Source organism: Staphylococcus delphini, assembly GCF_900636325.1.
Lineage (GTDB): Bacteria > Bacillota > Bacilli > Staphylococcales > Staphylococcaceae > Staphylococcus > Staphylococcus delphini.
In genome coordinates, this window is sequence record NZ_LR134263.1 from 1,515,162 (window position 1) to 1,536,344 (window position 21,183).

21 protein-coding genes and 1 riboswitch are annotated in these 21,183 nt (G+C 36.8%); of the genes, 17 read left to right on the top strand and 4 right to left on the bottom strand.

Features of this window, described 5'->3' with window-relative positions:
- Positions 1-45: 45 nt before the first annotated feature.
- On the top strand, positions 46-801 hold the full coding sequence (locus EL101_RS07240) for an SDR family NAD(P)-dependent oxidoreductase (protein WP_096596937.1): 756 nt from the start codon (positions 46-48) through the stop codon (positions 799-801).
- Here EL101_RS07240 and EL101_RS07245 read toward each other — a convergent pair.
- Positions 798-1,718, bottom strand: coding sequence for an aldo/keto reductase (locus EL101_RS07245; protein ID WP_096596934.1), 921 nt, complete (start codon positions 1,716-1,718; stop codon positions 798-800). The genes EL101_RS07240 and EL101_RS07245 overlap by 4 nt on opposite strands.
- Before the next feature lie 79 nt (positions 1,719-1,797).
- Between EL101_RS07245 and EL101_RS07250 the strand changes: the two genes are divergently transcribed.
- The 3 genes from EL101_RS07250 (at position 1,798) to xerD (ending at position 3,826) form a co-directional block, all read left to right on the top strand.
- A complete protein-coding gene (locus tag EL101_RS07250; protein ID WP_096596932.1) occupies positions 1,798-2,340 on the top strand; it encodes an NUDIX hydrolase in 543 nt (180 codons plus the stop codon).
- Between the two features lie 103 nt (positions 2,341-2,443).
- Complete coding sequence (gene fur / locus EL101_RS07255; RefSeq protein WP_096540997.1) at positions 2,444-2,899, top strand: ferric iron uptake transcriptional regulator; 456 nt, start codon at positions 2,444-2,446, stop codon at positions 2,897-2,899.
- Between the two features lie 39 nt (positions 2,900-2,938).
- Complete coding sequence (xerD, locus tag EL101_RS07260) at positions 2,939-3,826, top strand: site-specific tyrosine recombinase XerD (RefSeq protein WP_096596930.1); 888 nt, start codon at positions 2,939-2,941, stop codon at positions 3,824-3,826.
- A 708-nt stretch (positions 3,827-4,534) separates the two neighbouring features.
- On the opposite strand, the gene EL101_RS07265 is transcribed toward xerD, so the two are convergent.
- A complete protein-coding gene (locus tag EL101_RS07265) occupies positions 4,535-5,041 on the bottom strand; it encodes a DUF309 domain-containing protein (protein ID WP_096596243.1) in 507 nt (168 codons plus the stop codon).
- Between the two features lie 94 nt (positions 5,042-5,135).
- On the opposite strand from EL101_RS07265, the gene EL101_RS07270 reads away from it, so the two are divergent.
- The 6 genes from EL101_RS07270 to EL101_RS07295 all read left to right on the top strand — a co-directional run bounded on the left by EL101_RS07270 (position 5,136) and on the right by EL101_RS07295 (position 10,633).
- On the top strand, positions 5,136-5,864 hold the full coding sequence (locus EL101_RS07270; RefSeq protein ID WP_096541005.1) for a segregation and condensation protein A: 729 nt from the start codon (positions 5,136-5,138) through the stop codon (positions 5,862-5,864).
- Positions 5,854-6,396 carry an SMC-Scp complex subunit ScpB gene (gene scpB / locus EL101_RS07275; RefSeq protein ID WP_096541008.1) on the top strand — a complete coding sequence of 181 codons (543 nt, stop codon included), beginning with the start codon at positions 5,854-5,856 and terminating at the stop codon, positions 6,394-6,396. The genes EL101_RS07270 and scpB overlap by 11 nt, the downstream gene beginning before the upstream one ends.
- Positions 6,397-7,143 (top strand): pseudouridine synthase, encoded by a 747-nt coding sequence (locus EL101_RS07280; RefSeq protein ID WP_096541011.1) that lies wholly within the window; start codon positions 6,397-6,399, stop codon positions 7,141-7,143.
- Between the two features lie 111 nt (positions 7,144-7,254).
- Positions 7,255-7,977 carry a response regulator transcription factor gene (locus tag EL101_RS07285; protein WP_096596343.1) on the top strand — a complete coding sequence of 241 codons (723 nt, stop codon included), beginning with the start codon at positions 7,255-7,257 and terminating at the stop codon, positions 7,975-7,977.
- A complete protein-coding gene (locus tag EL101_RS07290; protein ID WP_096596244.1) occupies positions 7,964-9,724 on the top strand; it encodes an ATP-binding protein in 1,761 nt (586 codons plus the stop codon). Before EL101_RS07285 ends, EL101_RS07290 begins: the two co-directional genes overlap by 14 nt.
- 154 nt (positions 9,725-9,878) lie before the next feature.
- Positions 9,879-10,022: riboswitch (FMN riboswitch) on the top strand.
- Positions 10,023-10,087: 65 nt separating this feature from the next.
- On the top strand, positions 10,088-10,633 hold the full coding sequence (locus EL101_RS07295; RefSeq protein ID WP_096596245.1) for an ECF transporter S component: 546 nt from the start codon (positions 10,088-10,090) through the stop codon (positions 10,631-10,633).
- Positions 10,634-10,896: 263 nt separating this feature from the next.
- Here the strand turns inward: EL101_RS07295 and EL101_RS07300 are convergent, their stop codons facing one another.
- On the bottom strand, positions 10,897-11,145 hold the full coding sequence (locus EL101_RS07300) for a ferredoxin (protein ID WP_014613875.1): 249 nt from the start codon (positions 11,143-11,145) through the stop codon (positions 10,897-10,899).
- A gap of 102 nt (positions 11,146-11,247) precedes the next feature.
- Between EL101_RS07300 and EL101_RS07305 the strand changes: the two genes are divergently transcribed.
- The 5 genes from EL101_RS07305 (at position 11,248) to EL101_RS07325 (ending at position 17,960) form a co-directional block, all read left to right on the top strand.
- Positions 11,248-12,195, top strand: coding sequence for a helix-turn-helix domain-containing protein (locus EL101_RS07305; protein WP_096596246.1), 948 nt, complete (start codon positions 11,248-11,250; stop codon positions 12,193-12,195).
- Entirely contained in the window at positions 12,188-13,564 is a 1,377-nt protein-coding gene (locus EL101_RS07310; RefSeq protein ID WP_096596247.1) for a RecQ family ATP-dependent DNA helicase, read from the top strand. Before EL101_RS07305 ends, EL101_RS07310 begins: the two co-directional genes overlap by 8 nt.
- A gap of 173 nt (positions 13,565-13,737) precedes the next feature.
- The gene (gene ebpS / locus EL101_RS07315; protein ID WP_096596248.1) at positions 13,738-15,099 is read left to right on the top strand and encodes an elastin-binding protein EbpS; all 1,362 of its coding nucleotides are present in this window, start codon (positions 13,738-13,740) and stop codon (positions 15,097-15,099) included.
- A gap of 245 nt (positions 15,100-15,344) precedes the next feature.
- The gene (ypdA, locus tag EL101_RS07320) at positions 15,345-16,331 is read left to right on the top strand and encodes a bacillithiol disulfide reductase YpdA (RefSeq protein WP_096596249.1); all 987 of its coding nucleotides are present in this window, start codon (positions 15,345-15,347) and stop codon (positions 16,329-16,331) included.
- Positions 16,332-16,832: 501 nt separating this feature from the next.
- Complete coding sequence (locus tag EL101_RS07325) at positions 16,833-17,960, top strand: MFS transporter (protein WP_096596250.1); 1,128 nt, start codon at positions 16,833-16,835, stop codon at positions 17,958-17,960.
- A 153-nt stretch (positions 17,961-18,113) separates the two neighbouring features.
- Here the strand turns inward: EL101_RS07325 and EL101_RS07330 are convergent, their stop codons facing one another.
- Positions 18,114-19,082 carry an asparaginase gene (locus EL101_RS07330; RefSeq protein WP_096596251.1) on the bottom strand — a complete coding sequence of 323 codons (969 nt, stop codon included), beginning with the start codon at positions 19,080-19,082 and terminating at the stop codon, positions 18,114-18,116.
- Between the two features lie 73 nt (positions 19,083-19,155).
- Between EL101_RS07330 and cmk the strand changes: the two genes are divergently transcribed.
- The gene (gene cmk / locus EL101_RS07335; protein ID WP_096596252.1) at positions 19,156-19,815 is read left to right on the top strand and encodes a (d)CMP kinase; all 660 of its coding nucleotides are present in this window, start codon (positions 19,156-19,158) and stop codon (positions 19,813-19,815) included.
- Positions 19,816-19,906: 91 nt separating this feature from the next.
- Positions 19,907-21,088 carry a 30S ribosomal protein S1 gene (rpsA, locus tag EL101_RS07340; RefSeq protein ID WP_096596253.1) on the top strand — a complete coding sequence of 394 codons (1,182 nt, stop codon included), beginning with the start codon at positions 19,907-19,909 and terminating at the stop codon, positions 21,086-21,088.
- The last annotated feature ends 95 nt before the right edge of the window (positions 21,089-21,183 follow it).

Here is a 21,183-nt window from a genome sequence, read left to right on the forward strand (position 1 = left end):
TAACATATAACCACATTTTATAGAGTCAGATAGGGGAGCGATACAATGCAACAAGGTCATTTTTTAATTACTGGTGGTACGAGCGGTTTAGGGTATGCACTCGCACAAGCCCTCATATCTGCCCATTATTCTATTACACTATTGGTACGTGATGTAAACAAAGCACGATCATTATTTCCAAATACAGAAGTTCAAATGATTCAGTGTGACTTGACGACAGAAAGTGATGTACTTGAAATTACTCGACATTTTAATGATCAAACACGTTTTGATGGCGTGATACATTCAGCTGGTCTTGGCTATTTTAAAGGGTTACTAGCACATACACCTGCTGAAATTTTACAAACGTATCAAGTAAACGTGGTGCACTTCTCAATGTTAATCAATCAATGCGCACCCTATTTAACAAAGCATGCTTCTATTGTTGGGATTAGTAGTCAAGCCGCATTAGCAACACAACCATATGCAGCACATTACGGCGGAAGTAAAGCAGCTCTTAATCATGTACTCAACGCTTTACGTATCGAACAACCTCAATGGCACGTGCTCAACGTCAATGTCGGCCCCATTGAAACACCTTTTCACGCAAAAGCAGATCCGTCTGGTCGCTATGCACGTAAAATGAAAAAAATAATGTTGAACCCTGAACAACTTGCTGAAAAAATTATTCACGCGATTCAACATCGTCAACAAGAACTGAATATGCCTCAGTCCGTGCATTTTTTACTTAAACTTTATCAACTCGCACCACGCTTTTTTGAGAAAATAGGACGACCCTTTTTCTTAGGGAAGCAGCGCTAATTGTTAGGCATTTCCCAATGTTGTGCATAGTGTAATGCCTTTACGATAGCAGATGCTTCTTCTAATTGTGCTAGGTTAATTTCTTGATGGTAGTGCGTCACATTTTGTTGTAACTGCTCCACTGAACTTGCACCGACAATGATAGAACCTAAAACATCAAATGATTTTAAATAATGGAATGCTAAACCTGTCAATTCCGGGTCAATTTGTTGTAAAGTCGTTATCGTTTCTTTGAGGTCATGGTAATCGTAATCAAAAATGCCTTCCTCAAATTTTGTTGTTAACACTTTTTCAGCATTCGGTGTTAATAAACCTTTGAATACGGGTCCACGTGCAAGCAATTTCACACCTTTGTCATGAACTTCATCCAATAAATCGACGGGTCTATTATCGATTAAATTGAATTGAGACATGAGCGTTTCGATTTGACTATGTTGTAAATAATAACGAATCACATTAGGGCGAATTGAAGAAAGACCGTACGCACGAATGACACCTTCTTGTTTCAATTCATCAAACGCACTAATGGTCTCATCAAGTGGGTCGTCAATCGTACCCCCGTGCAACATATATAAATCGAGTGTATCTAACCCAAGCCGTTGCAATGAATTTTTCACATTTTCTTTAATGTAACGTTTGGAAGGATCCCAAAAAGTTTCACCGTTTTCCTTTAAGTGATTACCCACCTTTGTACCAATCACAATATCATCACGGTTTTGATACTTTTTAAGTGTGCGACCAACGATTTTTTCATTGACCCCTTGATCATAAATATCTGCTGTATCAAAATATGTAATCCCTGCTGTCACTGCTGCATCAATTATTTCTTCAGCTTTCTTTTCTTCAGTACCTAAACTCATACATCCAAGGCCGAGTTCGGATAATTCAATACCACTTTTCAAAACATTTTTTTGCATGATGCCACTCCTTCCGATAAAATCGATGTATATTCATGATAGCAAACCGTATGAACATTTGAAAAGGAGAGGACTCACCATGCATTTTGAAGAAAAAACCATTTCTAAAGAATCGATTTATAAAGGAAAGATCATTGAAGTAGAAAAACATAAAGTTTCATTACCCAACAATGAAACCGCATATCGCGAAGTAGTGAAGCATAATGGGGCAGTCGCAATTTGTGCTTTAACACCGGATCAACAAGTTATTTTAGTGAAGCAATACCGTAAAGCTTTAGAACAAGAGTTGTTAGAAATACCTGCAGGCAAACTTGAACCCGGAGAAGACCGTGAATCAGCTGCGATGAGAGAACTTGAAGAAGAAACAGGTTATAAAGCAAAGAAACTCACTTTAATTGGTGAAGTTTATGGCACACCTGGTTTTTCAAATGAGAAAATTTCTGTTTATTTTGCAGATAATTTGGTTGAAGGTGAAGTTAACTTAGACGAAGATGAATTTGTTGAGAAAGTGCTTTATTCATTAGAAGATGTGAAAAAAGCTATTGAAGCCCGTACGATTAAGGATGCGAAAACATTCATCGCATTTCAACATCTATTATTACATTATAATCATTCTAATTAAGAAGCGAAAATGGTTGCTTTTTTTCTCAATTACTGGTAATTTATAACAAGAAAACATATTTAATTGTAATAATTATAATTTTCAGTAGAGGAGTGAGGCTTCCGTGGAGGAAAGACTGAATCGCGTGAAGCAACAGTTGCAACAGTCTTCTTACAAATTAACACCGCAACGTGAAGCAACCGTGCGTGTATTAATCGAAAATGAAGCTGACCATTTAAGTGCCGAAGATGTGTATTTAAAAGTGAAAGAAAAAGCACCAGAAATAGGGCTCGCAACCGTTTACCGTACATTAGAACTATTAGCAGATTTAAAAGTTGTCGACAAAGTGAGTTTTGGCGATGGCGTTTCTCGATTTGATTTACGTAAAGAAGGCTCAAAACATTTCCATCACCATTTAGTTTGTATGGAATGTGGTCGCGTAGATGAAATTGAAGAAGATTTATTACCACAAGTTGAAGAACGTGTAGAAAATGAATTTAACTTTAAAATTTTAGACCATCGTCTGACATTTCATGGCATTTGTGAAACTTGTCAAAAAGAAGGCAAGGGTGCGAAATGATAATCAAGTACAGTGCTTGAACAGAATTGGAGGCAATCTATGGAAGAAGTTCGAGATGAGTATTTAAGATTTATTCAAATTGAAAAAGGGCTATCCAACAATACGATTGCAGCTTATCGCCGTGATTTGAATCATTATTTGAACTATTTGACTGAGCATAAAGTCGCGAATTTGAACTTTGTGGATCGCCAAATGATTCAAGAGTGGTTTGGTTTTTTACATGATGAGGGGCGCTCAGCAAAAACCATTGCGCGCTTTACATCTACAATTCGGAGTTTCCATCAGTTTGCTTTGAGAGAAAACTATACCTCACATGATCCCACTGTACTTATCGAAACACCTAAATATGATCGTAAACTTCCAGATGTATTATCCATTGCAGAAGTTGATCAATTATTAATGGCGCCTGATGAATCGAAAGTTAACGGCTATCGTGATAAAACAATGCTCGAGCTACTGTATGCAACAGGCATGCGTGTTTCTGAACTAATCAATATTGAAGTTGAGGATATCAATTTAATGATGGGCTTTGTCAAAGTGTTCGGTAAAGGGAGTAAAGAACGCATTGTCCCATTAGGCGAAACGGTCATTGATTGTTTAACACACTATATTCAAAATATCAGACCGCAGTTACTAAAGCATACGGTCACACATGTTTTATTTTTAAATTTACATGGCAAACCACTTTCCAGACAAGGCGTTTGGAAAATGATTAAGCAAACGGGTGTCAAAGCAGGGATTATGAAGCGTTTAACCCCACATACATTACGGCATTCATTTGCGACACATTTATTAGAAAATGGGGCCGACTTACGTGCTGTACAAGATATGTTAGGACATTCTGATATATCCACAACACAGCTGTATACACATATTACGAAAAATCAAATTCGTAAAATTTACCAAGACTATCATCCAAGAGCGTAAAATGGATGGAGCTAGGACATTAAAAATTTTTGATGCTATTGATGCAATATTTTTGTTAAACTTGCCCTCCCTATGATTGGTGGCTTTAGATTGCCTTCATGGCTTCGCGTTCCTAGGGGCTGGCCCTACAACTAAATTCGGCTTGATTATAGTGTACATTTGGTGGTAGCCGAATTGGATTTTCCGGACCAGCTGATCCCTCAGGAGTCTCAGCCTTCTGGGCAATCTTATATCAAATACACAGAACTGAAGGCAAGTTTATGAAATCAAGAAAACAATAGCATCAATTTTTATCCCATTTACGCTCATTTTCCGACCGTTTTAAAGTCATTAATGAATATGCAATCTATGTATAGCTTGAGGCTTAATTTTTTCAAGCCCCATCCCTTGGTACACACAACAAAATACAGTAAAGAAGCTGAGGAAACTTAATGTCCCATCACCCATCCTTTTTAATGTTTAATGCTAAAAATCGCTCATAATCATACATATACAACTTTCAGTGCATTCCAATTATGATTTCAACAGCAGTACAACATTTGAAATACGTTACCCCGAAAGATAACAAAAACTGTCCGAGACTTACGAGGAATCAGCCCCCTAGGAAGAAATTCGAGCCCTTAAAGACAGCCACAACGTTACATAGAAGCGTCATTTTACAAATTTGAAGGGTCATGATTTAACCTCAAATAATTGAAGTGCTTGAAATTATTTCCTTCTTACCTCTAAAGCCGCTTCTCTTGCTGCAATAACCTCACTTCTATCTCTCAGCTGATGATGATGTAAGATCCCTGGTGTTTCTACCACAGTATCAGTCATTTGAAAATTCGGAAACTGCGTCTTAACTTTTTCAATCATTGTTGTTGTGAGGGGGAGTTGAATGGGTGAAAACGGAATTTCTTGTGCAGTATCATGTATCAACTGTGTTAATATATTTAAATAGGCTTGTCGTGCAAGTCCTAAAGTGGCCATCGTCTCTTCAGAATAATTTGCTATAATTTGATAAGCTTTGTTAAATGTTTTGTGCGCACCTTTAAAGTTACCACGACGATAATGATAACTTCCTGTCGCTAGCAAAATCAAACTTACGACCGCATCTTGTTTTGAAAAGGCGTGTTGCATTTTCCATGCTTCTTCTAAAATATCATGACAGAGAAAATAATGTTGTTCATGATGAAACTGATAGTAAAAATGGACTAAATCATTTTCCAACATGGCTCACTCCAAAAATTTATTTTTATACATCAAACATGTTATAATATTTTTTGTTATTATGCACATTACATGCGTTATGAAATGAGGTACAGATATGTACGAAGTGAAACTGGATGCTTTTAACGGGCCTTTAGACTTATTATTGCATCTTATCAATGAATTTGAAATTGATATATATGACATCCCTATGCGCGAATTAACTGAACAATATATGCAGTACGTTCACGCTATGAAAAAATTAGAGATCAATATTGCAAGTGAATATTTATTGATGGCTTCAGAATTACTGATGATTAAGAGTAAAATGTTGTTGCCTGATACGTCATCTGATTTCGTTGAAGAAGAAGACCCCCGTGAGGCACTCGTTGAAAAGTTAATCGAATATCAAAATTACAAAGCTTATTCAGAAATGTTAGAAGAGAAACGTCAAGCACGTGAACATTATTTCACGAAACCCCCGACAGATCTTTCGCATTATGAACACTCTGAACGCCTTCCCGAAGATACGACAATTGATTTAACGAAACTGATCGTCGCTTATCAAAAGATGAAAACGCGTGTCTCATTGAAGAAGCCGACCACTGTGGATATTCGAAAAGAAACGTATACGATCCAACAATCAACGACATATATTTATGATAAATTAAAGAAAGTTTCTCAAATAACATTTTTTGATTTATTTACATTTAATGAATCTATCGAACACGTCGTCACACATTTTCTAGCTTTACTCGAAATGTCAAAAACAGGCATGATACAATTGCAACAAGTGAAAGCTTTCCACAACTTTGAAATTAGAAAAGGAGTAAATTATGACGCTTAAAGTTACTGAAGCGCTAACTGCGATACTGTATACGGTTGGTGAAGATGGCATTGATGAAGCACAACTGATGGCATCACTCGACGTGGATTACGAGACGTTAACCCATGCGATCGATACACTGGCGTTACCTGGGCTCATGATACAAAAATTTGGTCAAACTTATGTTTTAACGACCCAAAAAGAGGCAGAACCATATATCGAATCACTCATTATTAATAAAGCCTCTGCCAAATTGTCACAAGCTGCTATGGAAGTGTTAGCCATTATTGCCTATAATCAGCCGATGACACGTAATGATATCGAATTGATACGCGGGATTCAATCTGACGGTCCTGTTAAAACATTGATTGCTAAAGGATTGATTGAACCTAAAACCAATCCCGAAGCCCGTGGACAACAGCTCTTTACTACAGATTTATTTTTAAATGTCTTTGGTTTGGAAAGTCTTGAGGCACTTCCAACAACAGATGAAGAAGAAGAGGAAATTGAATCGTTTTTCAGCCAACTGGTGAATCAGAAAGGAGATTCTTAAATGAGTCAAGAATTAGAAAGATTACAAAAACGTATTGCGAACAGTGGTTATACCTCTCGACGTAAAGCAGAAACATTAATTGAAGAAGGTAAAGTACAGGTCAACGGTAAAACTGTCACTGAATTAGGGACAAAAGTACGTCCATCAGATGAAGTGACCGTAGAAGGGATTCCACTTGAGCAAGAAGACAAACTTTATATCCTGTTCTATAAACCTGCGCAAGTGATTACAAGCGTTTCAGATGATCGCGGTCGAAAAGTCGTTACTGATTATTTTGATGACTTAGAAACACGCATTTATCCAGTGGGACGTTTAGACTATGACACATCTGGATTGCTGTTATTAACAAATGATGGTGAGTTTACCAACTTAATGACACATCCACGTTATAAAATTCCAAAAACGTATGTTGCGAAAATAGAAGGTTATATTTTACGTGAACAAGTGAAACAACTTGAAAAAGGGATTCAACTTGAAGATGGACTCACACAACCTGCAAAAGTAAAAGTGAAAAAGCAAAATAAAGAAAAAAATACATCACTTGTTGAAATTACCATTACTGAAGGGCGTAATCGTCAAGTGCGTCGGATGTTTGAACATTTTGGTTTTAGCGTACAAAAGTTATCACGCGTTTCATTTGGTCCGCTCACATTGAAAGGGCTCGGTGCTGGAGAAGGACGTGTATTATCACCGCATGAAGTGAAATCACTCCGTCACCTTGCAGAAAATGGTCAACAACAACGCTAACTATGATTCAAGTCGGCACGCACGTCATTGTTTTATTATTACCCGAATAAATCATTATGGTATAATATGCTTTGAGTTAGAAATGTCACCATGTGTGGGAGGTATGTCATGATGACTAATGAAATCTTAGTCGTAGATGATGAACATCGAATTAGAAAATTATTAAAATTATATTTAGAAAGAGAAGGTTATGTCATTGCAGAAGCTAGTGATGGACGCGAAGCATTAGACATGGCGACAAAATATGATTATTCATGTATTTTGTTAGATTTAATGTTGCCTGAAATGGATGGTCTTGAAGTTGCGGTTAAATTACGCGAACTTAAAGATACGCCTATTATAATGCTCACTGCAAAAGGCGAAGAAAATAATCGCGTTGAAGGTTTTGAATCAGGTGCCGATGACTACATCGTTAAGCCATTTTCACCACGCGAAGTTGTGTTACGTGTTAAAGCGTTATTACGTCGTACAGAATCTTCAAAAGCTGAACAAAACGAGCCACATGCCCGTGATATGATTGAATTTAAACATTTAACGATTGATAATGATGCACATAAGGTATTGGCAGATGGGACGCCGGTTAATCTCACGCCAAAAGAATATGAATTACTCATTTTATTAGCTAAAACACCGAATAAAGTATTTGATAGAGAACAATTATTAAAAGAAGTTTGGCATTATGAATTTTACGGTGATTTACGTACTGTAGATACACATGTCAAGCGTTTGCGTGAAAAATTAAATCGTGTTTCTGCAGATGCAGCAAAAATGATACAAACCGTTTGGGGTGTAGGTTATAAATTCGAAGTGAGCAAGTCGGATGAAACGACTTAATAACGTTGTCGTAAAACTGTGGTTAACTATTATTTTAATAGTAACGACAGTTTTAATTTTATTAAGTGCTGCATTAATCACATTTTTCCAATATTATTTCACGCAAGAAACCGAACGCGCGCTCTATCAAAGTGCTGAAAACGTCAACCAAGTGTTACTCAAAAATGATAATCGAAAACTCGCGATTGAACATAGTGAAGCTTTGTTAGAGGATAATAAAGGTCTTATCATCTTACCTGACCGTGCGCATATCAATGAAAAAGATACGGTTAAAAAGAAAATGCTTAAAGAAATCAGTGAACATCCAAATTTTGATCGTGTACTGAAAGAAAATCATTCTGAGTTACAACATGTTACTTTTAAAATTGATGGTAAAACGCATACTTATGTATTACTCGGTTATCCTTCTAAAGATAACAACGCCCAATCTTCAGCGATATTTATTTATCAAGATTTAAAAAGTATTGATGATACGAATAACATCATTACCATTATGATTTTAATTACAGCTGTCGTTTTCCTAGCCATTACAACGGTTTTCGCATTTTTCTTATCAACACGCATTACAAATCCATTGCGTCAACTTAAAACCCAGGCGAAAGAAGTTGCTCGAGGAAACTATGACAAACGTGTGCCAATTCAAACAAGAGATGAAATTGGTGAGCTCGCCATGACTTTTAACAAAATGAGTCGTAGCATTCAAACGCATATCGACGCATTAACGACATCTAAAAATATTCGTGATACCCTTATTAATTCAATGGTTGAAGGGGTATTAGGTATCAATCATAAAAAACAAATTATTATTTCAAATGCTTTAGCTGAACGGATGCTTTCAGAATTAAACGCATCTGACCGCGAAATGTTTAATCAACAAATTGAAGATACATTTGAGAGTCAAAAAACGGAATATCGAGAATATGAAATGAATCAGCGTTTTTATGTGATTATTATGAGTCATATTAAAAAAATTCAAGCGAATGGTGAAGGTGGCCTTGTTGCTGTCGTACGTGATATGACAAACGAACATGAGCTTGAACAAGTGAAAAAAGACTTTATCGCTAGTGTCTCTCACGAATTGCGCACACCGATTTCATTGTTACAAGGGTATACCGAGTCAATCGTGGATGGTGTCGTCACTGAACCAGAAGAAATCAATGAATTTTTAACGGTAGTATTAGATGAGTCTAAACGATTAAGTCGCTTAGTCAATGAATTGTTGAATGTCGCAAAAATGAATGCTGAAGGTTTGAATGTGACGCAAGAAGTGCAACCGATGCAAGATTTAGTTAGAAAAATGGCGATGAAATATCGTCAACAAGCACAAGAACTAGATTTGACCTTAGATATTCAAATGGACGGCGAGATGGCTTCACTTTGGTACTATGACTTTGATCGTATGGAACAAGTGTTGACGAACCTTGTCGATAATGCGTCACGTTATACACAACCTGGCGATACCATTTCAATTAAAGCAACGGCGGATCATGACCATCAAATTTTAACTGTTGAAGACACAGGCGTTGGTATCGCACCGCAACATTTAGAGAAACTGTTCGAGCGTTTTTATAAAGTGGACTCTGCACGTAAACGGGGCTCGCAAGGAACAGGGCTTGGATTGTTTATTACACGCATGATTGTAAATGCGCACGGAGGTCATATCCGTGTAGAAAGTGAACTCGACAAGGGGACGAAATTTATCATTTCACTACCTAAAAAGTCACATGTAGCAAAAGAAAATGAATAAGCAAGGATGATTTCATACAGGAACGACGGTGTCTCATTTTACAATCGAGGTGTCGCCGTTCCTAATTTATATCTTAAGGATGTTTAAGTTGTTGCAAATAGATTGTATTCAAAAGTTATCTCATGTAAACTAATAACGAAAATAATAAAAATTAATTCATCTTCGGGGTAGGGTGTAATTCCCAACCGGCAGTAAAATAAGCCTGCGACCTGCAAATGATGTTCAGTTCTGCATCTTTGTGGCTGATCTAGTGAGATTCTAGAGCCGACAGTTAAAGTCTGGATGGGAGAAGATGGAGGTTTATTTGTGTTGCTTTTTATTCCTCCTATTCGTGAAAGATGAATTTAATAGGAGGTCTTTTTTATGAAGCAAAAGCAAACGAAACGAATGATAACGGTAGGGATGTTAAGTGCGATTGCAATTGTACTGACATTTATAAAGTTTCCGTTGCCATTTTTACCGCCATATTTAACGATTGATTTCAGTGATGTGCCCGCATTATTGGCGACATTTACACTCGGTCCGGTTGCGGGACTACTCGTGGAATTGATTAAAAACTTACTGAATTTCTTTTTCAACTTGAGTGATCCTGTTGGGCCAGTAGCTAACTTTTTAGCAGGTGCGAGTCTATTGCTTGTAAGTTATGGATTCTATCGTAAGAATCAAACTACAAAACATCTCATTTTAGGATTAATTGCTGGTACCATTGTCATGACCATTGTGTTAGCTGTCATGAACTATTTCGTGTTACTACCACTTTATGGCATGATTATGAACCTTACTGATGTCGCGAATAATCTTAAGTTGATCGTCGCTGCAGGGATTCTTCCATTTAACATCATCAAAGGCGCACTGATATCTATTATTTTTATATTGCTCTATCAACGCATTGGACATATTTTGAAATAAATATTTTAACAGGCTGGGACTTTGTGGTTTCCAGCCTTTTTTATAGTTAATGAGTGAAGCAATAGTTAAACAATAAAGCGATTGATGTAAAAAATGTTCGCATATGATTTCTTTCAATACAAAGCGAGTCTTCATTCAAAACATAAAAAAAATAGATTGAGTAGCATGGTGAACAAACCATTTTTCTACTCAACCCTCATCTTAGTTTACTTAGACCTTAAGTTGTTTTATATTAATATTAAAGACAGTGTCCTCAATATGAACTATTCAAATTTGAGTGCGTCACCATCAAATGACTCCTCTTCAACTTTAATAGAGTCAGTAGGGCAACCTTCAAAAGCATCTTCAAGATCTTCATACAATTCTTCCGGTACTGGCGTTGTACCTTGGTTGTCGTCTAAAATTACATATGCAATACCTTCATCGTCGTAGTCATAAATATCTGGAGCAGCTGCACCACATGCACCACAAGCAATACAAGTATCCATATCAACAATTGTATATTTAGCCATTTTTTCGCCTCCCTTTTCAAAGTACCATACTCACATTATAATTTTATTGTAGTTCTGTGTACCCAATTTTTCAATATATACGTTTTTAATCGAGGTCTAAACATGAAACAATTAATTCTATATCTCTATCATCATGCATCAGCCTACAAAACTAAAAAAAGCATCTTTAATATTATCATAGGTAAAAAATCTCATCAAACTTTTTTTGATGCTGTTACTTTAAATATATTATCACTTTACGGCTGTGCACCCAAATTAAAATATGAACAGTTCGAACAAATGATTAGTCACGAGTCACACCATTATCCGACGATTCAAACAAGCAATCGGATGACGTATTCAACTTTAGACGCAACTTTTAAAGCATTACAGCTATTAGTTCAAACGGTTTCTCATATACAACACAAGCAACGGACCTTTCTGCCTATCACGTCACAAGTTGACATTCACGAAGCTGTACGCCTCATTTATTATGAAATTGAGCAACAGCACTTACAAGACGCATTTGAAGAAGAGGTCACAACATTATTTAAAATGCTATCCGAGAAACATGACACGTTATATACGCATTACTTATTGACTGGATATGATGAACCGATGTACACGTTTGCCCAAATAAGCATGATTGAGTCCATTGATATCCATGATTTATATACTGCATATTACGAAGAGTTATTGTCCATATATCTTTTCATTCAAAATTCTGATGCATTTCCAATACTTTCACAATGTATGATGCCTATAGAAGTGTCCGATCGCGTCATCCAAACGTTACAATTGCTGCAAAAAGGGTATTCGATAGCAAAAGTCTCACAAATTGAGCAAGTACGGGAAACGACGATAGAAGATCATATTCTTGATTTGTTTATGAAGCAACTTTTAACAAACTATGATGATTTCTTTACACATCCGTATCATCAATTTCTTAAATTTTATCAAGAGCAACCTTATCAACGGCTAAAACTGTACAAAGAACAATTTGACGCATTATCCTATTTTGAACTTAAACTCGCGATTATCGGCAGCGCAAAAGGAGAATTACATGCTTAAAGATGCTTTAAAACAATATTTTGGCTTTACAACATTTCGCCCTGGTCAAGAAAGGATTATTTCTAGCGTTTTAGAAGGGCAACATACATTGGGGATTTTACCGACCGGAAGTGGTAAGTCACTTTGTTATCAACTACCTACTTATATGAAACAACAACCGACCTTGGTCATTTCGCCGCTCATTTCGTTAATGGACGACCAAGTGATGCAGATGAAAATGCAAGGCGAACACCGTGTCGTTGCGATTCATTCAGGGATGGAACATGCGGCTAAAAAACGGGCACTCCAACAGCTCACGCAAGCTCGATTTATTTTTGTGGGTCCTGAATTTATTTTACAGCCGCACCATTTTAATCTTTTCAAAAATATCCAATTTGGTATGATCGTGCTTGATGAGGTCCACTGTTTGTCTGAATGGGGATTTGATTTTAGACCACACTATGCCTTGATTGGTAATGTGACAAGTTATTTTAACGAAGCTACCGTACTTGCACTGACTGCTACTGCAACTCGACACTTGAAAGATGATATTCAACGGGTCATTCAAAAATCCATTCATGTTATTGAACACTCAATGGACCGACCGAATGTGGCATTATGTGTCAAATTCATGTCCTCTTATGAAGAAAAAGTGGATTGGTTAATTGATACAATCGCAGCATCTGGTCCTACGATTATTTATGTGTCGTCCAAAAAAGTCAGTTTAGATTTAGCGACGTCGATTTATGAAGCAGGGTATTTAACGGGGATATACCATGGGGATTTATCTTATCAAGAGCGTCATACCGTTCAGCAACAGTTTTTAAACAATGATATACGGATTATCGTTGCAACGAGTGCTTTTGGCATGGGCGTCAATAAACCAGATATTCGTACCATTATTCATTTTCATGTATCACCGACACCTTCAAGTTATTTACAAGAAATTGGACGTGCGGGTAGAGATGGACTTCCAAGCCAAGCCATTGCGCTGTTTCAACCAGATGACCAGTATTTAATGGAGACGTTAGCATTAGTGAATATTATGCATGCCTCAGATGTGGACCAATATGAAGTCGGTCAAATGATTGATATTGAAAAACGTGCCATTTTAGATGTATTAACGCAAGTTTTTTCATTTCAACAACTGAGACAAATATTCGCTCAAAATGAAGACATGAAAAGACAAGGTTATCGTCATATGTATCATTATATTTTAACCAAACAATGCCGACGCCAACATTTATTGAATTACTTTGGTATGACGAAAAAAACAACAGATGCATGTTGTGATCAATGCGACACACTTAGCCCAGTTTATGAAAAAAATAAGAAAAAAGTTAAAAGAAAGTTAACTTACATTGAAAAGTTGGAAAATTTGTTTCATTAATTTTCACAACGCTTTCACTTTTAATTTAAACCCGCTATAATTTAGGGTAAATGGTATTAGGCGATTTAACGACAACATAGAATTAAATAGATGTAATGAATTGATATTGAACGTATCAAGGTTTTACTTTCAAATCGTTATTGTACAATTGATATGGAAAGGATGAATGTTAAGTGTCAAAAGATAATTTCAAAGATGAGTTTGAACGCAGTCGTCAAGAAATTAAGTCCCATCATCATGACGAGGACGAGACAACTGATGCAATAAATGAAAAAGATGATCAACCTCAAGCAAGTCAGGAACAGCAACAACAGCAATTCCCGCCACGAAATGCTTCTAGACGCCACAGAAAAAGAGATTTCGGTATATCAAAAGCTAAACCTACACCTACAGAAAAAGATGCGCAGACTGACCGACAAGAAACAACAGCAGACAAGGGACAAGCGGACAAAAAAACAGGTCCGATTGGTGGCGTTAAAAAGAGCGATGACAATCATCTTAATCAAACACAACATGGTGCTGATGATAAGCATACTCAAACAGCTGATTCAACGCCAAGTGAACCAGCTAAGGATGATGTGAAAGGGAAAACAGCCGCAACAACAGGTGCTGCAGCCGTTGGAACTGATGTAAATGCTCAAACAGCCAATAATCAAAAGCAACAACCTAAAGCGAAAAGCGAAGAAAAGAACAATCAACAAGAACACCACAAGAGTAAAAAGGCTTTGGCAACTGGGGCAAGTATAGGCGCGGCAGGTGCGGCAAAAGCAGACATGACGAAAAATAACCAAAGCCCAAAACAAGACGAGCAGTCATCTTCCCAAGACAGCAAATCTCATTCGAACAAAGGGAAAAAAGCTGCGGCAGGTGCGGCGACTAGTATAGGCGCTTCACGAGATCATGCGCAACAAACACCAAAACATCGACCAGAAACTGAATCATCAGAGACGACTGTTTCAAATGGATCTGGCGGTGGATTTTTCAAAAAGCTTTTACCGTTACTTGCTGCGATGATTCTTTTAGGTGCAGTTGCGATTTTCGGTGGCATGTATCTCTTTAATCAAGATCACCAAAATGACAATCAGCAAGAAGTCGCACAAAAAGATGATGCGAAGAAAAATTCAGATGACAATCAACAAAGTCAATCTAAAGACAAAGACGACAAACCAGCTGATTCTGATAAAGCGACAACTGCAAAAGATAGCGACGACAAGCGTAAGGATGACAACAATCAATCAGAGTCAGACGCCAATAATAGCGACAATGCAAATGCTTCAGATCCAAATGGGACATCCGATCCGAATAATAGTCAAAACGACGTGAATAATGGCAATGTCAATAATCAGCAAAATGCATATCAACAAGGCCAATCTGCTGGTGGACAGACTCATGTCGTGAATGGTAACCAAAACTTATATCGTATCGCGATTCAATATTACGGTAACGGGTCACCTGAAAATGTTGAAAAAATTAAACGTGCGAACGGATTACAAAATAACAACATTTCGAACGGACAACAGCTCATTATTCCATAAATTTGATACATGCAACCTTATCCTGAATCAATGGATAAGGTTGTTTTTTATTGCCGCTCTATTTGCAATGGAGACTGTCACAAACTTTTCCATTTAGAATCACTATAAAAGTTGATATAATGTATAAGGATTATCACAGTTCTTATCATATACGATGCTAGTATGAGAATTAGGAGGCAATATGAAACATTAAAGTAGCATAATTGACGTTTGTGAACGCATATTTTTAATGTTTCTGTATAAAAATGAAAACTGTAGAGAGTATTATTATAGGCGGTGGCCCATGTGGATTGAGTGCTGCCATTGAACAAAAGAAAAAAGGTATCGATACGCTTGTTATCGAAAAAGGAAATATTGTGGATGCGATTTACCATTATCCGACACATCAAACTTTCTTTTCATCAAGCGATAAATTAAGTATTGGCGACGTGCCTTTTATTGTAGAAGAATTAAAACCACGTCGAAATCAAGCATTAGTGTACTATCGTGAAGTTGTTAAACATCATCAACTCAAGGTCAATGCATTTGAGGAAGTGTTAACAGTGAAAAAAATGCATGATCACTTCACTTTAACAACGACTAAAGATGTATATCAATGTCGCTATTTAACTGTTGCGACTGGTTATTACGGCCAACACAACACGTTAGAAGTGGAAGGTGCAGAATTATCCAAAGTCATGCATTATTTTAAAGAACCACATCCGTATTTCGACCAAGACGTTGTCATTATCGGTGGTAAAAATTCTGCAGTCGATGCGGCAATTGAGTTAGAAAAAGCAGGTGCACGTGTCACTGTCATTTATCGAGGTGAGACATATTCACCAGCGATTAAGCCGTGGATATTACCAAATTTTGAATCACTGGTACGTCGAGGTAATGTTCAAATGCATTTCAATAGTCAAGTGACAAAAATTACAGCAGATCAAGTGATATTTGAAAAAGAAGGGAAATCAATCACAATCGATAATGATTACGTGTTTGCGATGATTGGTTATCACCCAGATTATGACTTTTTGCAATCTATTGGCATCGACATTCATACTAATGAATATGGAACAGCACCGATATACAATTCCGAAACGTATGAAACGAACATCGAAAACTGTTATATCGCTGGGGTTATCGCAGCTGGCAACGATGCAAATACTATTTTTATCGAAAACGGTAAATATCATGGTGAAGCCATTGCCCGTGATATATTGACTAAAAAACAATCGCCATTAGAATCATAAATTGTATGAGTGTATACTCAAATCTTTATCAAAAAGCCTTTCGTCATTGATATTACTGATGAAGGGCTTTTAATTATATATTGCATGACGCATTTTTATGGTATAATTTTTTCAACATATTGTATCATGGTTGTGAATATCGAGCATAGTTTACGCATTTCATACATGTGTAATTATCCGAATATTCTAACTAATCATATAAAAAACTGCGCATACGATTAATAACGAAATTGACTTGACTTACTAAATGACTAAAATGAATTCCAGAATGGAGCGATGATAATGATGCACATTAACTGTTAAAACCCCATTTCTTAATAAAGCCTGACTACTTACATGTCGCAAACACAATATTAATTTATATGCGATACACGCCACACACGATGCAAAAATTTTGTCTCATGTGTCTACATTTATTTTTAATTGTGATTCAGGTAAAGTGAGGCGCAACTACCAACCGTGATTTAAATATTTAATTTAAGAAATGGTAAGTGAAACAACATGAAAAAGTCATTTAAAATATTGTTATTAGCAGAATCCTGTGCAGATTTTGCAGATGTATTATTCAAAGTTGCAGTTATTTCAAATATGTATGTCATTACACATTCTGTAATCGCCACCTCAAGCATACCAGTCATCATAGGGGTTTCAACTTTTGTTTCAAGTTTTTTCCTCCCTGTGCTAACAAGAAAGTTGCGCTTAAACGAGATTTTACTCTACACGCAATTCACAAAAACAATCGCACTGACATGTTTGTTCGTATGGATGATTACGTTCAATTCACATATGATAGGCGTGACTTATAGCTTAGTCACAGTCATATCATTGATGGATGGGTTTGCCGGCCCAACGAGTGCTGCGCTCATTCCACGTTATGTGACGGATTTGACTCGAGCAAATTCGATATTAACTGTTTCTCATGAGGCGATTGAAGTGATCGGCTGGGGGATAGGCGGTGTGCTTGTCTTGTTAATAGGACTTCATCAAACGCTGATGTTCACTGTTATTTTATTTTGGTTAGCGAGTTTGATTTTGCTGTATTTACCTCAAGTCAATATCAAAATTGTCGAAAATGAAACACCAATAGACAGTATTTTCAAAAGATGGAAACATATCATTGCGCATCGTCAATTAAAGCTCATTCTCGGAATCAACACAATCGAAATCATAGCAAATTCAATTTGGGTATCCTCAATTATTCTCGCTTTTATTAGTGTTGTATTAGACGAAAGTGAGTCATATTGGGGTTATATCAATACGTTATACTCCATTGGTATCATTTTAGGTGGTTGGGGGATATTAAAATTTTCAAATGTGATGACTCAACACAAACCTTTGTGGGTCTTTATTTCGTTGATTTTAACTGCCTCGACGTTAGCATTGTCATTAATTTTTATCGATGCCATCAGTTTTCTAATTGCAACGTTATTCATTGGCTTCTTTTCGCAATTAAAGGAAATACCTGAAACGATATTGATTCAAGAGTCTGTTGAAGAAGATATACTGGTGCATGTTTATGTAGTCACGTTGGTGCTCAATACGCTCATTTTTTCAATCTCTATCTTTATCATGAGTGGATTAGCTGAAATCATGCTCGTACAAAACGTTTTTGGGTCACTGTCGTATTGATTTTGATTGAAGCCATTATCGTTTTCATAGCTAGAAAGCAACTGGATACATGATGCTGTGAAAGTGCACAAAAATAGCCGTATCCCAATTACACAATTAGGAGCGGCTATTTTCATAGGGTATCTCTTTTTTGTATACAAACCGAGTGTCGTTTTAAACATTAAAATAATCTTGAATTTGAGCATGTTGAAAATCGTTGCTTAATGCGACGAGTAACTTTAATCTCGCTTTTTGACCGTTCAAACCATTCGAAAAGATCACACCTTTTTCAAATAATTGATGTCCGCCCCCTTCATAGGCATAAACAGCACTCACAATCCCATTAAATGATCTGGATACTAGGACAATGGGAATATTTTTATCTAAACATGCATTGATACCTGGCATCGCAGTATGAGGAAGATTACCTTGTCCGAGCGCTTCAATGACAAGACCATCCACATGACGTTCTGCATAAAAATCTAACATTTCGCTTCCCATGCCCATATGTGCTTTAATTAACGGAATTTGAAGTGCTGCATTGACATTTGTTAAAAATTGACGTTCATACGGTCTGTGGTGAAAATAGACGCCTGCTTTAGTAATCACCCCAAGCGGACCGTGGTTTGGGCTTTGAAATGTATTCGTGTTTGAAGTATGTGTTTTCGTGACATTGCGCGCTGTATGTATCTCGTCATTGAAAACCACCATGACGCCTTTACCCGCGGATTCTTCTTCAATCGCTACACGAATCGCTGAAATAAAATTATACAAACCATCTGACCCAATCTCATTGGAAGAACGCATAGCTCCAGTAATAACGACCGGTTTAGACGTCGAAATCGTTAAGTCTAGTAAAAAAGCGGTCTCTTCTAACGTATCGGTACCATGTGTAATCACAAAACCATCATAACGTGCTAAATGGTTCGGATCTTCAATGATTTCTTTTAAAATTTTGACATTATCAATTGTCATATGTGGAGAAGGGACATTAAAAGGCATCTGTTCATCTATGTTAGCGTATTGTGCAATGACGTCTTGATGATGCGTAATCGGATTGTCATCATTCGTCATCACTTTATTCGATTCATCTTCTGACATACTAATTGTGCCACCTGTATGGATGACTAATAAATTTTTCATTTAGGTTCCTCCTCGTAAAATGGTCCATTATTATGATAAAATATTGTTAAACAAACGACAAGGAAGGTAACGTATGAAAGCGATTAATATTGCATTAGATGGACCGGCAGCTGCTGGTAAGAGCACGATAGCAAAAAGAGTAGCTGCTCAATTAGGCATGATATATGTAGATACAGGCGCAATGTATCGTGCAATCACATATTATTATTTAAATAACAAAGAACGATTCTCGGATTTCACATCACTCATTGCCGAAATTGATTTACGCCTCGGTTATGATGCTGAAAAGGGTCAACGTGTCTTTTTAAATGATAATGATGTGACTGATTTTCTACGTGAAAACGATGTAACGCAAAATGTGTCCTACGTCTCGTCTATAAAAGAGGTGCGTCAATTTTTAGTTCAAGCGCAACAAAAACTTGCAGCGGAAAAAGGCATCGTTATGGACGGTCGAGATATCGGGACTACTGTACTTCCAGATGCAGAGGTAAAAGTTTATATGATTGCATCTGTAGAAGAGCGCGCTGAACGTCGTTATAAAGACAACCTAGAAAGAGGTATCGAATCATCTATTGAGCAACTGAAAAAAGATATTGCTGAACGAGATGCATACGATATGAACAGAGAAATTTCACCGTTAAGAAAAGCTGAAGACGCGATTGAAATCGACACAACAGGCTTGAGTATTGAACAAGTCACAGATAAGATCTTGTCTTTAGTAAATACGGTTTAATTTATTTTATTCAAACTTATCTAAATTTCTTGACAATTCAAGACTTTTATAAGAAGTTATTATTATGTAGTAGTATAAGGAGGCAATCATGATGACTGAAGAATTCAATGAATCAATGATTAATGACATTAAAGAGGGCGATAAGATTACAGGAGAAGTACAACAAATTGAAGATAAGCACGTTGTTGTTCACGTCAATGGCGGTAAATACAACGGTATTATTCCAATTAGCCAACTTTCCACTTATCATGTAGAAAATGCAAACGAAGTGGTCAAAGTCGGTGACGAAATTAGCGCTTATGTGACTAAAATTGAAGTTGATGAAGAAAACGAAACAGGTAGTTACATCCTATCTAAACGTAAATTAGAAGAAGAGCAATCTTATGCTTATTTACAAGAGAAATTAGACAACAACGAAACGATTGAAGCGAAAGTAACTGAAGTCGTTAAAGGTGGTTTAGTTGTGGATGTAGGTCAAAGAGGTTTCATTCCTGCATCATTAATTTCAACTGATTACATTGAAGATTTCTCAGATTATGAAGGACGTGTGCTTGAACTCAAAGTTGAAGAGCTTGAACCTGAAAAAAATCGCGTCATCTTAAGCCGTAAAGCCGTAGAAGCAGAAGAAAACGAAAAGAAAAAAGCAGAATTATTACAATCGATTAAAGCTGGCGACGTAATTGAAGGTAAAGTGGCGCGTTTAACTAACTTTGGCGCATTTATTGACCTTGGTGGCGTTGATGGTTTAGTCCATGTTTCTGAGTTATCTCACGAACATGTAAAATCACCAGAAGAAGTGGTTTCTATTGGTGATACTGTTAAAGTTAAAGTTCGTTCAGTTGAACAAGATTCTGAACGTGTGTCATTATCAATTAAAGATACATTACCAAGTCCATTTGAAACAATTCAAGAAAAATATAGTGAAGGCGACATTGTTGAAGGTAAAGTAATGCGCTTAGCTTCATTTGGTGCATTTGTTGAAATCGGCAGTGGCTTACAAGGTCTTGTGCACATTTCAGAAATTAGCCATAAACATATCGGTACACCTGGCGAAGTTCTTGAACCAGGTCAAACTGTTCAAGTTAAAATTTTAGGTATTAATCCTGAAGAAGAACGTATTTCACTCTCAATTAAAGCAGCAAACTCAGAAGAAGAAACTGAAGAAGCTTCTGAGGAAACAACACAACACTATACACAACCTGCTGATGAAAACGAAAACAACCCAACTTTAGGTGACGTTTTCGGTGATAAATTGAAAGACTTGAATTTATAATCCATTTTGAACTAAGGTTATATCGCATAACCTTAGTTCTTTTTATTGCGATATTTTGTCGTCTAACTTGACTACAACCGCATCAATACTTCTTC